At 70.4% G+C, this 14,777-nt stretch carries 15 protein-coding genes and 2 pseudogenes; 11 read left to right on the forward strand and 6 right to left on the reverse strand.

The features are described 5' to 3' along the window. Window positions 1–304: 304 nt before the first annotated feature. The 5 genes and pseudogenes from C1701_RS16530 to C1701_RS28160 form a co-directional block, all read left to right on the forward strand. Window positions 305–1,393, forward strand: a complete 1,089-nt coding sequence (locus tag C1701_RS16530) for an IS110 family transposase (protein WP_337661740.1) — start codon at window positions 305–307, stop codon at window positions 1,391–1,393. Window positions 1,394–1,852: 459 nt separating this feature from the next. Beyond that, on the forward strand, window positions 1,853–2,266 hold the full coding sequence (locus C1701_RS16535) for a hypothetical protein (protein ID WP_030229001.1): 414 nt from the start codon (window positions 1,853–1,855) through the stop codon (window positions 2,264–2,266). A gap of 55 nt (window positions 2,267–2,321) precedes the next feature. Further along, entirely contained in the window at window positions 2,322–2,915 is a 594-nt protein-coding gene (locus tag C1701_RS28155) for a DUF3558 domain-containing protein (RefSeq protein WP_081893303.1), read from the forward strand. A 5-nt stretch (window positions 2,916–2,920) separates the two neighbouring features. Further along, window positions 2,921–3,988, forward strand: a complete 1,068-nt coding sequence (locus tag C1701_RS27545) for a hypothetical protein (protein WP_337661741.1) — start codon at window positions 2,921–2,923, stop codon at window positions 3,986–3,988. Between the two features lie 108 nt (window positions 3,989–4,096). Next, window positions 4,097–5,305 (forward strand): annotated as a pseudogene (locus tag C1701_RS28160) (nucleotidyltransferase family protein); the annotation flags it as partial. Window positions 5,306–5,354: 49 nt separating this feature from the next. Here the strand turns inward: C1701_RS28160 and C1701_RS16560 are convergent. Continuing rightward, complete coding sequence (locus C1701_RS16560; protein ID WP_103056177.1) at window positions 5,355–5,837, reverse strand: hypothetical protein; 483 nt, start codon at window positions 5,835–5,837, stop codon at window positions 5,355–5,357. Then, a complete protein-coding gene (locus tag C1701_RS16565) occupies window positions 5,768–6,325 on the reverse strand; it encodes a DEAD/DEAH box helicase family protein (RefSeq protein ID WP_337661742.1) in 558 nt (185 codons plus the stop codon). The genes C1701_RS16560 and C1701_RS16565 overlap by 70 nt, the downstream gene beginning before the upstream one ends. Before the next feature lie 622 nt (window positions 6,326–6,947). Here C1701_RS16565 and C1701_RS27550 point away from each other — a divergent pair. Both C1701_RS27550 and C1701_RS16575 read left to right on the forward strand, forming a co-directional pair. Next, window positions 6,948–7,310 carry a hypothetical protein gene (locus C1701_RS27550; RefSeq protein WP_337662325.1) on the forward strand — a complete coding sequence of 121 codons (363 nt, stop codon included), beginning with the start codon at window positions 6,948–6,950 and terminating at the stop codon, window positions 7,308–7,310. Window positions 7,311–7,608: 298 nt separating this feature from the next. Then, window positions 7,609–7,851, forward strand: a complete 243-nt coding sequence (locus C1701_RS16575) for a hypothetical protein (RefSeq protein WP_337661743.1) — start codon at window positions 7,609–7,611, stop codon at window positions 7,849–7,851. Window positions 7,852–8,095: 244 nt separating this feature from the next. Here C1701_RS16575 and C1701_RS16580 read toward each other — a convergent pair whose 3' ends face one another. From C1701_RS16580 to C1701_RS16590, 3 genes are all read right to left on the reverse strand, one after another. Further along, window positions 8,096–8,425 (reverse strand): hypothetical protein, encoded by a 330-nt coding sequence (locus C1701_RS16580; protein ID WP_103056178.1) that lies wholly within the window; start codon window positions 8,423–8,425, stop codon window positions 8,096–8,098. A gap of 77 nt (window positions 8,426–8,502) precedes the next feature. Continuing rightward, window positions 8,503–8,871, reverse strand: a complete 369-nt coding sequence (locus C1701_RS16585; protein ID WP_337661744.1) for a hypothetical protein — start codon at window positions 8,869–8,871, stop codon at window positions 8,503–8,505. A gap of 626 nt (window positions 8,872–9,497) precedes the next feature. Then, a complete protein-coding gene (locus tag C1701_RS16590) occupies window positions 9,498–9,842 on the reverse strand; it encodes a VOC family protein (RefSeq protein WP_103056179.1) in 345 nt (114 codons plus the stop codon). Between the two features lie 74 nt (window positions 9,843–9,916). Here C1701_RS16590 and C1701_RS27555 point away from each other — a divergent pair, with 74 nt between their 5' ends. The 4 genes and pseudogenes from C1701_RS27555 to C1701_RS16610 all read left to right on the forward strand — a co-directional run. After that, a complete protein-coding gene (locus tag C1701_RS27555; RefSeq protein ID WP_337661745.1) occupies window positions 9,917–10,669 on the forward strand; it encodes a hypothetical protein in 753 nt (250 codons plus the stop codon). Window positions 10,670–11,394: 725 nt separating this feature from the next. After that, window positions 11,395–11,823: a hypothetical protein gene (locus C1701_RS16600; protein ID WP_103056180.1), complete on the forward strand. Its 429-nt coding sequence runs from the start codon at window positions 11,395–11,397 to the stop codon at window positions 11,821–11,823. Beyond that, the gene (locus C1701_RS16605) at window positions 11,820–12,419 is read left to right on the forward strand and encodes a DUF3558 domain-containing protein (protein WP_103056181.1); all 600 of its coding nucleotides are present in this window, start codon (window positions 11,820–11,822) and stop codon (window positions 12,417–12,419) included. Before C1701_RS16600 ends, C1701_RS16605 begins: the two co-directional genes overlap by 4 nt. A gap of 450 nt (window positions 12,420–12,869) precedes the next feature. Further along, window positions 12,870–13,277: pseudogene (locus C1701_RS16610) on the forward strand (DUF3558 domain-containing protein); the annotation flags it as partial. Here C1701_RS16610 and C1701_RS16615 read toward each other — a convergent pair. Beyond that, window positions 13,274–14,629 (reverse strand): SLC13 family permease, encoded by a 1,356-nt coding sequence (locus C1701_RS16615; protein ID WP_443098121.1) that lies wholly within the window; start codon window positions 14,627–14,629, stop codon window positions 13,274–13,276. The pseudogene C1701_RS16610 and the gene C1701_RS16615 overlap by 4 nt on opposite strands. Window positions 14,630–14,777 lie beyond the last annotated feature (148 nt).

Below are 14,777 nucleotides of genomic sequence, written 5' to 3' on the forward strand. Positions count from 1 at the left end.
AAGCACCGCCCCGGACCGAGGCCGACGGATCGAGACAAAGACACACCGGTCAGTCGTAACGCGGGTCAGGCCACGGCCCGGGGCGGCACCCCTTGATCATCACAGTCGTAACGTGGGTGCCGGCCGTCGATGCCCAACCGGCGACCACCCGCGACGGACGAAAGACAGTACGGATGACCAGCGGTTACCAGGTGTTCCTCGGCCTGGACGTCGGGAAGGGCGAACACCACTGCGTCGGCCTGGCCCCGGTGGGGAAGGGTTGCACGACGGACCGTTGCCCAACAGCGAACCGACGTTGCGGGCGATGTTCGACAAGCTCGCCAAGCACGGAACGCTGCTGGTCGTGGTCGACCAACCCGCCGCGATCGGCGCCCTGCCGATCGCGGTAACCCGTGCCTGCGGCCACGAAGTGGCCTATCTGCCCGGCCTGGCCATGCGCCGCATCGCAGACCTCTACCCCGGACGCGCGAAAACCGACGCTCGGGACGCGTTCGTCATCGCCGATGCCGCCCGCTCGCTGCCGCACACGCTGCGTCGGGTCGACGTCGGCGACGACGCCCTGGCCGAGCTGGACGTGCTGGTCGGGTTCGACGACGACCTGACTGGTGAGGCCACCCGGATCGGCAACCGCATCCGCGGCCTGCTCACCGGCGTCCACCCCGCCCTGGAACGCGCGATCGGCCCGAGAAACGGCCACCCGGCGGTGATGGAGATCCTGTCCCGCTGCGGCGGCCCCACCGGCATTGCCACAGCAGGCCGGCGCAAACTCTCACCGCGATCGCCACCGCGCATCCGCCCCGGATGGGCGACACACTGGTCACCGCGATCCTGGCCGCACTGGACGAGCAGACCGTCCGTCGTCCCAGGCACGACTGCGGCGGACACCGCCCTGCCGCGCCTGGCCGACAGTCTGACAAGCGTTCTCCTGCAATGCGAACAGGTCGCCACCGAGGTCGAGGGGATCCTCGATGCGCAACCTCGTGCCGGGGTCCTGACCTCCATGCCCGGCGTCGGGGTCGGGACCGCAGCCCGCATCCTGCTGGGGATCGGCGACGCCACCGGATTCACGTCCTCCGGCCACCTGGCCGCCTACGCCGGTTTCGCCCCCGTCACCCGCAGCTCCGGCTCCTCCATCAAGGGCGAACACCCCGCCCGCCGCCGGCAACCGCGAACTCAAACGGGCGTTCTTCCTCGCCGCGTTCGCGGCCTTGTCCGACACCACCAGCAGGGCCTATTACCAACGAAAACGCGACGAATGGAAGTAACACAATGCCGCGCTGATCTGCCTGGCCCGACGCCGCTGCGATGTCCTGTTCGCCATGCTCCGCAACAAGATCCGCTACCGGCACCCCGAGACCACTCCCACCCCGCCTGCGGCTTGACAACCACATAGGAACACCCCCACTTCCGAGACGGGTGTGCAGTGGCCGGGCGAGGCGGGACGCGTTCCGTTCAGCGCCACCGCACCATCCGCCGCAGGCGTAGGGAGGATCTGGTCGCCGGCACGGGCCCACACTGGTACCTGGTGGGCCGGCTCCCCCACCTGCGCGATAACAGACACCATCCCCTCCCAAAGGCCCGTTACCTGATCGTGTCCTTCGCACACGGGAACCCAGGGACCTCCACTCGCGTCATACATCCTGCGGAGGCTCCGCCCGGGTCCTCCCACAGGACTGCGGCAGCTTGGTCGGTTTCCCCCTGTCGGGACCGGCGACGCTGCTACGGTGCTGTTTGACCCGGCGGTGTCGCCGAGGGCCTGACGCAAGGGGGCGTGCGGGCCAGCGAGGCCCGAGCAGCCTCGGGCGCCCGCACAGTGTGCTGTTGGTTGAAGATCTCCTGGGGAGGAACCGCCGTGAGCGGCAGCTACGAAGTGGACCCCGAGGCCCTGCCTCGGGCCATCGCGGAACTTGAGGAAGCACGAGAATCCGTGCTCGACCTTCAGGCCGTCGCTACCAACATCGGGAGCCAACCGCCGACACGGGGCGATGATCAGATCAGCTTGAACGCTGGCGAGCAGTTCGCGCTGCTTGCCGAGTCGCCGCAGTCTGGCTCGCTCGGGCTCACCGCACAGGAACTCGTGACCCGGTTGGAGGAGACGATCGAGGCCTTCAAGGAGATGCTGCGCGAGTATCTCGAACTTGATGCGGCCGCGACTCTGCCAGAGTATGACGGCGACGTGACTCGGTTCGAGAGCTCTCCCACCTATCAGGAGCGGTTGGCAGCGGCGAACAGTCGCCGCTCAGCTGACGGCTACCAGGCCATTTAAGGATCTGATCGTGATTTCGAACCGAAAGATCAGCGCAGCCCTACTTGTTCCCGCAATGCTGGTGTCGGCTTCTTGTTCCAGTGAAGGATCAGGGACTCCAGGTACGACAAGTCAATCGATTGACACACAGAGCTCGTCGACGGTGAACACTTCCGAGACCGAGGATGAGCCGGGCTCTGGCGCCCCGACTGTGGCCGATCCTCTAGACGTGTCGGCTGTGGCTCCCTGCGACCTGATTCCGGACTCTGCTGCCGAGCAAGCCGGACTCGACTCCGCGAGCAAACGGCTACGCCCTAACCACCGCGATCCCAACGCCCCTGAGGAGATGTGCCGTTGGGATTTCAACAACATGGAATACAGCTCGATCTCGGCTATAGCCAATATCGACCAAGGGGGCCTGTCCTCGGTATATGCCACCTCCTCGGGCAGGACGGTGTTCGAGCCTATGAGCATCGCGGGTTACCCCGCAGTACACGTGAACGACTCGTCTAACTCCGCCCGATGCCCCTTGTTCCTTGGTGTCTCCGACGATCAGACCATTCTCTACGATACCCAGCTGAGTGCGAGCGCGACTGAGGACGCGTGTGAGATGGCAGTGCGGGTCGTCGAAGCAGCCGTCGCCGAGCTTCCCTCCGCATCCCAGGAGTAACGAGCATGCAACTCGAAACCACCTGCGCATATTTTGGCGGCAAGAACGCCAAACAGCTGAACACCGAGCTCAACGGGCCGGGACACGGCGGAAGCTCCTCCGAAGCCTATGCGTCCTGGAGCAACGTCGGGACGAGTTTCGGCGACCTCGCCGAGTACATCAAGGGCGCTCTGGCCCGTGCCGCTGACGCTCACCAGGGCGAAGCAGCGGACACCTCCAGAGCAGCGACACTACCTTTGGTCACCTACGCCGACCAGGCTCGTGAGCAGTCGCACGCCATCCGCGACAGCATTTCCAGTCAAGGCTTGAGCCGCACGAACGCGGTCCACAACATCCCCGAGGGGCAGGACGAGCCCAAGAAGGAGGGGTTCGAGGTCATCCTCCCCTCCAGCTGGACCGGGCACGGTGACCGCATGGAGGCCTACGAAGCGGAGAACGAGGCCGCCCGCGAGGTCATGCAGACCTACCAGAACGAGACCAACAACGTTCTGATGTCCGTCCCCTCCTTCGAGGAGGTCCCCAGCACCACCTACTCCGCCAAGGGCACCACCAACCCGGAGTCCATCGGGAACGGGATCCCCGGTGGCGCGCCCTCGGTGCCCAGTGTCGGCGGTAGCGGCGGCGGAGGGGGCGGCGGCTACGGTGGCGGCACTCCCGGTGGCGGGATGAACTGGAACGGCACCGGCGGAGGGGGCGGTGGCGGCGGTGGCGGCGGTTACACGCCCCCCAGCCCGTCCGCGCCCAACCCCGGAGCACCCGTCACCCCCATCGGAGACGGACCCGGCGCGGTCCGCCCCGACCTCGTCGCCCCCAGCCCCGGCGGGCAGTTCCCCGGCGGCAACCTGCCCCCCGGCGCCGGCCCCCTCCCCGGTGGCGGCCCCGGCGGCGGGTGGGGCGGTATGCCCCCCGGCGGGATGCCCCCCGGCGGCATGCCGCCCGGCGGGATGCCGCCAGGGGGCGGCGGCCCCGGCGGGCCCGGCAGAGGGGCACCGCGCGCTGGCCAGGGAGTGCCGGGCCGGAATGGCGGAACTGGAACGCAGGCTCGACGTGCCCTGCTGAGCAGGGGCGTGTGACACGGCCGAGGGCACCCACCGCCACGGTGCCTGAGCGGCCCTTCCACCGATACTGATCGTTCCCCTCGGACGGACCCGGGACGAACTACCGCCTGCGAAGGAACCATCATGAGCGCGCGAGAAGCGGTGCACGTCCCAGAATTCCTCGTCGTCTCCTATGCGCGGGCCTTCGGCGAGGCCGGCAGGGACTGGCTGGCCGCGCTTCCCGAGCTGGTCACCCAGTCGTTGGACCGCTGGGGAGCTCGTCGGAGGGCTGTTCTCCGGCAACTACCCGGGCGGTTCCGGCCTGACCGCGGGCGCGGTCTTCGGTCGGCTGGCCGGGTACGCGGCGGCCGGGGAGAGCGCCCAGCTCCGCGCCTGAGGGGCGGCACGGTTCCGGTCGGTGGGAGCAGCGCCCCCGGCCGGGACGGAGCCCGGGAGGCTCCCCCGTCGGGAGAGGTACCCAGCTCGGCGGGGCCGCGCGGTCCTCTCGTGAACCGCTTCCCCCGCCGGTACCCGCCCCCGGGTCCTTCCCGTGGACCGGTCTCGTCGTGCCTCCGGTGCTGCCGCGGGTGTGGGGTGCTGGTGGGGCTGCCCGCCGGCAGTCGACGCGCCGCCGGGTGGTGGTGCGGTCAGCGGGTGGCGGGGGATGCGGCACTGGAGAGGGAACGCGATGACCTCCGACCCCCACGCGCGGCCCCCCGAAGGGTCGACGGGACGTCCGCCGGCCGGAGACCGCCCGAACTCCTCCCCACCGCTGCCCAGGGGACGGCCACCACGACCGGTGGGCGGCCGCCGGTCGGACCGCTCGTTCCTCCTCCACCACGCTGCCGCCGGCCGGCTCGCCCCGACCTCGGACCCGTCCCGGGACCGCGGGCGGGCGGAGCCGCACCCGTACCACCCCCAGCCGGCTCCGGGCCGAGTTCGCACGGCCGTCCCGGCACGCCCGGTGGCGGACGCGGTCCGACGGGATCGGGCCGCCGGGCCGGATCCGCGCCCGCGTCCGGGCCGTCCCACGCCGTCCTCCGGAGCGGACCGGTGACCGGGTGGGCCGAGCGGTCGACCCCGACCGTCGCCGGCCTCGTGCTCGCCGCCGGGGCCGGCCGGCGCTTCGGTCGGCCCAAGGCCCTCGCCGCCCTGGACGGCGAACTCCTGGTCGAGCGGGCCGTCGCCGCGCTGGCCGCCGGCGGGTGCTCGCCGATAGCTGTGGTGCTCGGCGCCGCGCGCGACGAGGTGCGCCGGCGGGCCCGCTTCCCCGTTCCCGTCCTGGCGGTCGACAACGAGGACTGGGCCAGCGGGGTCGGGTCCAGCCTGCGAGCCGGACTGGACGCCCTGCTCCGGCGCGGCGCGCACGCCGCGCTGGTGGTACCCGTCGACCTCCCGGGGCTCACCCCGGCCGCCGGTCTCCCTTGGGGAGCTGGTTGGTGGCCCCCAGGACGTCGAGCACGTCGACGTCGAACGCCGCGCACAGCTGGGCGACCTCGTTGGCGATGGCGATGTTCGCGTCGATCCACCAGTTCGTGGCGAGCTTGGCGACCTCCGCCGCCTCCGGGCTCGGCAGCGGGTGGGTGGCCGTGCCCAGGGTGTCCGCCCAGAATCGGACCGTGGCGGCGGTGCTCGCCGGACCTCGGCCCCCCACGATGATCGGGAGGGTCCGGAGCTGGGCCAGGGCGGCACCCTCCGCCAGCCGTTCGGGGCAGAAGGACAACCCGAAGTCCCGTTCGGCGCGGAGACCGGACCCCTCCAGCAGGGGGATGACGAGGTTCGTGGTCGTCCCCGGCGACACGGTGCTCTTGAGGATCACCAGGCACCCCGGTCGGATTCGGGCGGCGACCTGGACGCAGGCCTGCTCCAACGCACCGGTGAGCAACGCCCCGTCCTCGTCGACCGGGGTCCCGACTTCGCCAGCTGCTCGGACTTCGAGCCCTGCTTCTCGTCGATCGCCACCACCGTGCCGGCGGTTTGCTCGAAGTTGCCCACGGTGGCCCGCAACTGCGCGTCGAGGTTGCGGCGGTCGGTGATGATAAGGACCTTGTCGAACACCGGTACTCCCGGCCGCAGACCCCGCTCCCGCGCGGCCGGGTCGAGCTCAACCGCGTTCGGGAGCGCGTGCAGCGAGGACAGGCGGTAGGCCAGCCACGCGATCGTGTTCGATTTGCCGGATCCGGCGGAGGCCATGACGAGGTAGTCGTGGCCGGTGCCGTAGCGGGCGGCGTGCGCGGTGATCTTCTTGACGGCATCCCACTGGTGGTAGCGCGGGAAGATCACGGACTTCCTTAACCGCCCATTGACACCCTTGTGGCGGTGCTCGTGCACGAACCGTTCGAGCATGTCGAGCCAGTTGTCCCGCTCCCACACCTGTTCCCACAGTGCGGTTCCTTTTCCGTGAGGAGGTTCGCGGCCCTTTCGGGAAAAGGCGGGTCAATCATCTCCCCCGATTTCCGGAACCGGCGACGGCGGTGGTGGGAAAAGGGTGCTCCACGTTTTTTCGGCGTGCCGTTCGCGCGGCGCCGGAAGCGGGGGCGCCCGAGGAGCGGGGGCGGCGTGGTGCCGTTCGCGGTGCGCAACGGCGGTGCTCTCTGGCGCGCTCCACTCGGCCGGATCGATGACCGTTCGGCCGGAAGGGGGGGTCACCTGTCGGGTGGCGGCGGGCGGTGGGGGATTCGCCGACGCCGGCAGGTGCGCGGCGGTCGGGGCGTCCGCTCGGATTCGTGAGTTCCGCGTGAAGTGGTCCGGTGGTCCGTGCTTTCCCGGACCACCGGCCGTGGCATCCCGTCCGCGACCGGGCACCGAGGGTAGTCCCCGCCGCCGGGGTTCCGCCACCGCCGCCGGCGCGCCGACCGGGCGGCGCCCGGTGACCGGTGGGGGGACCCTGGAGACCCGCCGGCGGCGGGCGGCTGAGGCGACCAGCCGTGGCGGGACAGGTCACGCGGCTGCGGGCGACGGCCCTGCGGCCACGAGGTTCGGTCCGAGGAGGAGGATGGTGTCCGAGAAACCCTGGGTGCTGGCCCTGCGGGCGCTGAAGCTCGGTGACGCGCTGGTGGCCGTTCCGGCGCTGCGGGCGCTGCGGACCGCCTTTCCCGACCACCGGGTCGTGCTCGCCGCGCCGCCCGAGCTGCGCCCCCTCGCGCTCGCCGGTTCCCTTGGCCGTCCGCTCCTCGTCGCGGCCCGCGAGCGGGGCGTGCCGCGCCTACCAGTCGGACCCGAACGACACCTCACCCCGAACCCCCGCACCCCCGACCGCCCGCACCCGCTGGACGATGACGGGGTGGCCGCTCCGGTGGAGGTGCGCCCACCCGCGTGGGTGGCCAGCCGACGTGGATCAACCGCGCACGGCGTGTGACCGTGACCGGACCGAGAGGGCGGCACACTGGTCGACGACCGCGACAGGTTCGCGGCGTCCGTCACGGCTGTGAGCTCCGGCCGCCCGGATCAGCAGCCAACGAACCCCGGCCAGCGCCGCACCTGGCCGGTGCTCGTCCCACATCAGCTCACGCGGACCACGCGATATCGCCGACGTCGACTCCGCGCCCGTTCTCCTCGGACTCCCTTCCAAGGGTCCCCGGGATCAACTGCGCCGTACGCACGAGGCGCGCCGCCAGCTTCCCGGCGTTCTCCGTGGTCCCGCTCGCGGGAGCGCGTTGCTCCGGAAACGGGCCAGCCGGCTGGAGGCGAAGCTGTGCGGTGACCCGGAGGACGAGGAGCAGCGGGAGCGCATGGAGGCGTTGCGCCGGAAACGGGACGCGCTCCGCGACATCGAGGCGACGGTGCTGGCGGCGGCGCGTGCCGAGGTGTTGGCGGCCCGGCAGGAACCCGGAGTTGATCCGGCGGCGGCGGACCGGGTGCTGCGCCGGTTGGACCTGAAGACCCTGCTGCTCGACTAGGCGACGCGCGACCCAGCCGGTACCAGCGTTGCTGGGAGTCGCGCCACGTCCAGCGGGGTGGGCCGGCCCTTCGCCGCCGGCCGGTCGGGTGGTCCCGCCCCTGGTCCTCCCGACCGGCGGGAGGACGGGGCGCGGCGGCTCCACCACCCTGGCTGGCGCCGGCGCGCCGCACCGGCGGCCACGGGGCACCGGTCCACCCGGTCCCCGGGAACACCGGCCGCGCCGCGCGCCGAGCCACCCCGGGTCAGCGCCTGCTCAGCGGCGTGGCCCCGGTCAGGGCCGGGCGGCGCCGAAGTACTCCACGGGGGTGCAGCAGGGCAGGACGTCCACCGGTTAGCCGCGCCGCCGCGTCCTCCACGACGCCGTCGTGCACCGAGTTCTGGTACTGGGTGACGATCACGGTCGGGACCGGATCGCCCTCCGCGACGGTGGGCGCCCGGCGGCGCACCTCGTCCAGCAGTGCCACCGTTCCCCGCACGGACTGGTCGCTGGCCGTGGTGACGAAGACGCGGTGCACGCGGGGGTCGAGCAACGCCGCCGCGTTCAACTCGCTCGCCCCGGCGCGCAGGTCCACCAGGGCGGTGCCCGCGCCGAGCGCGTGCGCGAGCCTCGCCAGGGATTCGGTGAGGAAGTAGCGGGATCGGCTGGGGGTCAGCAGGTCGCCCGGCGCCAGGCGAGGTGGTTCGGTCCGGTTCGGGTCGCGCCGGGCCGGCAGCAGGACTCGCCGAGCACCTCGACGGAGACCCGGTCGCTCTCGGCCTGGAGGTCGTTGAGCCGGGGAGCCAGCTCGTGGTATGGGACGAGGCCCAACTTGACCGACCTGTCGGTCGGGTCGTCGGGGTAGATCCGCAACTGGGTCCGCCGGGGGTACCCGCGTTCGTCCGACTCGGAGAAGGAGCTGGGCCTCCCGGCCTCCACTCGCTCCCCCGGGGTGCCCGGCCGGTTCTCGCCACGCGGTCGCACCCGGGCCGGGTCGGCCAGGTCCGCCGCGAGGACCGCGTCCCGGTCCGAGACGTCCACCCCTGGCGGGGCGTCGGGAGGCGGTGGACGGGGACCATCCGCTCCCGGGGTAGTGACTCCGCCACGGCGGCTTCTCCACTGCTCGGCAGCGGGCTGGGCGCGGAGGAACTGGGATCCCTGGGCCAGCGGCAGCGACGGACTGCTTCCCGCGCGACGGGGCGGCGACCTGATCGACGAGGAACCCCGGGCGTCCGCCACGACAACGGGCCACGACGCGGCCGGCCACGACTTGGTGGCGACGGAGCCGGCGAACGGGCGATGCCCGACCTCGACAGTGGCATCCCCGAACCACCTGCCGGGCACTCCGTATCCCCCAAACCCTGGTCCCCCACCACCGGGTGACCCACGATAGGGAGATGACCCACCGGGGACCGGACGAGGACATCGACGAGACCACCACCGAGGTGAGCCCCCCGAACTGACGCGGGTGCCGGGTGGGCCACCGGCCACCACCGGGGCTTCCGCTCGGGTGGGGCGGCGGGCCGCGCCGCGCCTCCGGAGGAGGGGGCGTGGGCGAGGGCTCGAGGCCCTCCGTCCCGGGGCGGCGGCAGCCCACGAGCCCGCCGGGCCGTCGGACCCGGCCCGTCACGCAGCGCGCTGACTGGCCGAGGTGGTGCGGCGGTTGGTCATGACGTGTGCGGGTGCAGGATGTGCGGCACCCCTGTCGGCGCGCACACCCAGTGGGCTCGGCTTCCCGGCGGGAGTTCCTCCAGCTCGTCGTTCGTGCCGACGCCGTGCGCCGCGAGGTGTCGGACGGCATCGTCGAGGTCGTCGGTGGTGAGCTCCAGCCAGATATCGGAGCGCGCGTAGTTGTCCACCCGGTCGAGCCACAGGGCGTAGGCGCCGAAATCGACCCGCGCCGAGCGCGAGACCATCCCGACCGGCGCGGCTGGTTCCTCGGTGACGTGGAGACCGAGCACGTCCCGGTAGAAGGCGACCGTGTCGTCGAAGCGCGCGGCGGGCAGTTTCATGGCGATGTTGGGGCGACGGCGCCACCCTGATCGGCCACAACCACGGCGGCACGCACCAGATCTACGGCGACGAGGTGCACCACCACGCGGACCTGGTCAACAACGGCACGATGTTCGTGATCCGGTCGGACGGGCGGGTCCGCATCAGCCACGACCCCCGGCACATCAGCCGGGACCACCTGCGCCAGCTGGCGGACCGCTTCGTTCCACCGCCCAACCACGCCAGGGCGGCGGACCGGCTGGCAGTGGAGGGCATGGTCCTGTTGACCGGACCGGCCGGGGTGGGCCGGCGCAGCGCCGCGCAGATGCTGCTGCACCACGACGACGACGAACGTGCCCGTTACCGGGAGCTCCCGGCGAGCTCCTCCGAGTCGGAAGGGGCGGCCCTCGGCTTGAAGGCCATCCTCGACCGGGAGGCGATCCAGCCGGGAGAACGGTTGCTGTGGGACCTCGCGAGCCGACCACCGGAGGACCCGGCCGAGCTGCTGTCCTGGCTGGACCCGTTCCGCACCAAGCTCCGGGACCGGCAGGCCCGCCTGGTCGTGGTCCTCAACGAGGACCAGCTCTCCCAGGTGTCGAACGAGTCACGGCCGCTGTTGGTCACGCTGGGGCGCCCCGACGCTCGCGCGGTGCTGGCGAACCACCTGCGGGCCGACGGAGCAGGCCGGGGAGTCCAGCATCATCCGGCCGGCCGCGAGGTACGTCGGTCCGCCCGCGCCCGTGCCGGTGCCGGCCTGACGGGTGGGGGCCGGTGGGTGTCCGGCGCCTCGGGCACCCACCAGGCCGCCGCCGGCGACCCACGCGGCGCGCCGAGGGGAGGGGGGTGATCAGCGGGACGGATGTGGGTGCTAGAGTTCATCCCCGGAACGGCGAGACGGGACGAGCGGACGTCAGGACTTGACACCGCGAATTCGGACCGGCTAGAGTCGTTGCTCCCTCCCAGTGAAGATCAGCGGCGAAAGCCGGGATCTCGCTTGTGCGTGTTGGCGAACCAGTCCCTTCGTGGCGGGTTCGACGTGCGCCCGGGGTGGGGTTGACACCTGAAGAACGGTCGGTGCGTCACGGCGCGCGGGCCGTGGGACGAGGTCGGTCGGAGAGCCGGACCCCCGACAGGGGTGAGGATCTCCGCCTGGTAGCGTTCCCGGGCGTTGAAAACAGCAACACCACTGAGCAGCTCGGACCTGACACGGTACGCGCTCGCCACCTGTTGGCGGATCAGCTCGTGGGGGACCCGGGACTCGGTGGAGGTCAGGGCCTCGGGCGGGTAGCCGCGCGGTGCGCGCCGGCCGGGGGGTCGGTGGGGTGATGACCCGGAACAGCGTCGCGACGCCGGTCCGCCGCTCGCCACTCGACCGGCACGGTCGGTGCTCGACGGGGGAACGCGGTCCGCGCCCCCGTCCTGGGAGGACCGCGCCCCAGCCGCCGGGGCGGACGCGGTGACGCCGGAGGCGCGACGGGGAACCGCCTGGTGGGGGACCGGGGCGGTGACCCGCGGTGAGGGGCCGCCCGTCGGGTTCGGCTGATCGGAATACACTCGTGGGTGGGAGGACTCATGCACATCGAGAGTGGCGGTGAGGGCGGACAGCCGACCTCCATGCCCGATACCGGCAAGATGATGGGCAGCATCGGACACTTCCGTGCCGCAGCAGCCGCCGGCAAGGTCACCATCGATCCGGACAGCGCCGAGGCGATGGCAAGGAAGATCGACGCCATAGCCGAGAGAGCAGGTGATCGGCTGATTCGGGTCCGCCAACTGGCTCAGCACGTCCCCCTCGGTTCGAGCCCGGTGGCCCTGCAGATGTCCGCGCAGACCAGGCTCAGCGCGGCCGGGACGCCGCAGTCCGCCGCGGAGAATCTCGAGCTCTACATCGAGGCGCTGACGGAGTTGGCTGCGGCCATCCGAGCCAGTGCCCGGCGCACTCAGGCCGCAGATGAGCAGACCGCAGCCGGGTTCGACCGGCTGGGAGGGAATGAGGCATGAGGCACAGGGGCGCGGGCACGTGGGGAACAGCCCTGGGGCTGGTGGCACTGCTGTCTGCCTGCACGAGCACGGAACAAGGAACCGCAGTCGCCGTGGAACCGACAGTGGATTCCTCCCTTCCAGGAAGCGCCACTCCTTCGACGCCTGGGAACCCCGGCGAACAGCCAGGGGTGGATGTGGAAGCAGAGCTGTCAGAAATGTCGCCCTGCGACATCCTCAGCGACGAAGAAGTAACCGCCCTAGGCTTCGGCCCAGAGACCGCCAGGTTCGATGACGTCGGCCTATCCTACGACTGTGTCTACCGTCCGCCGGGCGGAGGTAATCCGCTCATGGCAGTTCACTTGAACTGGAAGCGCAACGTTAATCAGCTGGATCTGACAAACTACACGGTTGAAGAAATCAGCGTAGGGCCATTGCGCGCGCTCCGCATCATTGACAAACCCGTGTTGACCCATTGTCAAATTTCATTGGACTTGAGTGAGCAGTCCCACGTATCAGTCTCTGTGCTTTTCGCGGAGACAGCAGAGCAGGCGTGCACCACAGCGGAGGAAAGCGCAGCGGCGTTAGAGCATTCATTGCCTCGGTCTTCAAACTGACCAGGCCGACGGAAGTGCTCACCGGGCCCGAAGATTCCAAATCGGGCACGCCCGCATCACTGGTACTCCCTCATTCCCCTCTCAGTGAGGGGCGTGGGCAACGCCAGGTGCGATGCCCGTGGCGGGGTCCCGGTAGGCAGTTTGCCTCCCACGGCACTCCACACTGGACATAAGGGGGCCAGCAATGTTGAGGCTGTTCAACCCCGCTACCCTAAGGGCCTTCCTGCCCCATGTCGAGGCGCTGACGGAGTTGGCGGCAGCCATCCGAGCCAGTGCTCGAAGCACTCAGGCCGCAGACGAGCAGACCGCAGCCGAGCTCAACCGGCTGGGAGGGAACGAGGCGTGAAGCGCAGGGATGTGGGCGTGTGGGGAACAGCCCTGGGACTGGTGACACTGCTGTCTGCCTGCACCAGCACGGAACAAGGAACCGCAGTCGCCGTGGACCCGACAGTGAATTCCTCCCTTCCAGGAAGCGCCAATCCGTCGGCGACTGCGAGCCCCACCGAACAGCCAGGGGTGGATGTGGCAGCAGAGCTGTCAGAAATGCAGCCCTGCGACATCCTCAGCGACGAAGAAGTAACCTCCCTGGGCTTCGACCCAGAGACCGCCACATTCGATGACGTCGGCCTGGCCTACGACTGCATCTACCGTCCGCCGGGTGGAGGCAACCCGCTCATGTCAGTTCAGTTTGCCTGGAATCTTAGCGTTGATCAGCTGAATCTGACGAACTACACGGTCGAAGAAATCAACGTAGGACCGTTGCGCGCGCTCCGCATCCTTGACAAACCCGCAACGGAACATTGTCAGATTTCGATAGACTTGAGCGAGCAGGCCCACGTGTCAATCGCTGTGGATTACGCGGGAACCCTCGAGCAGGCGTGCGCCATAGCGGAGGACACCGCAGCGGCGGTGGAGCCGTCGTTGCCTCGGTCTCCGAAGCCCAGGGCCACCCCGCCCATGATCGGCAGGAAGGTCGCGGCGGTCGCCGTGTTGCTGGTCAGCTCGGTCAGCGCCAGCACGAGCACGGTCACCCCGGCCACCAGGAGCACCACCGGGATGGCGCCAACGCCGGCGACCTGCTCTCCGATCCACTCGCTCAGCCCGGTCGCCGAGAACTGGCTCGACAGGCTCAGACCCCCACCGAAGAGCAACAGCACGCCCCACGGGATCTCCTTGGCGGTCTGCCAGTCGAGTACCGCCACCCCCTTCCTCGGGGCGACGGGGAGGACGAAGAGGATCACCGCCACCGCCATCGCGATCACGGCGTCGATGTTGCTCGCCCCGGTGACGAGGGGCAGGAAGATCCACGAGAGGGCGGCGAGGACGAACACCGCCAGCACCATCCACTCAGCCCGGCTGACAGGGCCCAGCGCGGCGAGTTCGCGGCGGATGAGTTCGCGGCCGCCGGGGATGTTCCTGATCCGCGGGGGAAACACGAAGCGAGTCAGCACCAGCCACGCCAGCAACATGAAGACCACCGCGAGCGGAACCCCGACGAGCATCCACTGCCCGAAACCGATGTGGATGTCGTGGGAGTCGCGGAGGTAACCCACCATCAGGGTGTTGGGGGGAGTTCCGATGATGGTTCCCAGCGAGCCAATGGACGCCGCGTAGGCGATTCCCAGCATCAGCGAGGTCCCGAAGTTGGAGTCGCCCTCACCCTTTCCGAGCTGCCGGACCAGGCCGAGCACCGAGAGACCGATGGGCAGCATCATCACCGCCGTGGCTGTGTTCGAAACCCACATGGAGATGAAGCCGGTCGCCAGCATGAAGCCGCCCACCAGTCGGCGAGGACTGGTCCCGACGGCGAGCACCGTCGCCAGGGCGAGCCGCCGGTGCAGGTTCCACCGCTGCATCGCCAGCGCGAGCATGAAACCGCCCATGAACAGGAAGATGACGTCGTTGGCATAGGGACTCGCCGCGTCACCCACCTCGGCGATCCCGAGCGCGGGGAAGAGCACCAGCGGCACCAACGCGGTCGCGGGCAGTGGGATGGCCTCCGTCATCCACCACACGGCCATCAGCACGGCTACCGCCGCGGTACCGCGTCCCGCTGGGGAGAGGGAGTCGGGGAGCGCGAGGAAGGCCGCCAGCGCGAGCACGACGCCGAGCCCGAGGCCTATCCACCGCCTCCGAACCGTGGCCGGGGGTTCGGCGGCCGCGGAGATCCGCTGGTCAGCAGCCCCCGCACCGGTCTCACCCTCGGTCACGGGGACTCGCCCCCGAGACTCCTCCGCGTGGGGTTCGCGCCCGGTCTGGTCCACCCGCCACCTCCCGTGAGTCACTGAGTGCGAAAAATACCCCAGACGTGTGACTCGTACCACTTCCACCGGTGGCGACCCTCGACCCTCGCCCCGC

It is taken from the genome of Actinoalloteichus sp. AHMU CJ021 (genome assembly GCF_002895405.1).
GTDB lineage: Bacteria > Actinomycetota > Actinomycetes > Mycobacteriales > Pseudonocardiaceae > Actinoalloteichus_B > Actinoalloteichus_B caeruleus.

What these genes read in the sequence shown, in the direction of transcription:
- C1701_RS16600 (WP_103056180.1), top strand. Translation starts at nt 11,395, where the DNA reads ATGCACATCGAGAGTGGCGGTGAGGGCGGACAGCCGACCTCCATGCCC.
- C1701_RS16605 (WP_103056181.1), top strand. Translation starts at nt 11,820, where the DNA reads ATGAGGCACAGGGGCGCGGGCACGTGGGGAACAGCCCTGGGGCTGGTG.
- C1701_RS27545 (WP_337661741.1), top strand. Translation starts at nt 2,921, where the DNA reads ATGCAACTCGAAACCACCTGCGCATATTTTGGCGGCAAGAACGCCAAA.
- C1701_RS27550 (WP_337662325.1), top strand. Translation starts at nt 6,948, where the DNA reads ATGGTGTCCGAGAAACCCTGGGTGCTGGCCCTGCGGGCGCTGAAGCTC.
- C1701_RS16530 (WP_337661740.1), top strand. Translation starts at nt 305, where the DNA reads ATGTTCGACAAGCTCGCCAAGCACGGAACGCTGCTGGTCGTGGTCGAC.
- C1701_RS28155 (WP_081893303.1), top strand. Translation starts at nt 2,322, where the DNA reads ATGCTGGTGTCGGCTTCTTGTTCCAGTGAAGGATCAGGGACTCCAGGT.
- C1701_RS16590 (WP_103056179.1), bottom strand. Translation starts at nt 9,842, where the DNA reads ATGAAACTGCCCGCCGCGCGCTTCGACGACACGGTCGCCTTCTACCGG.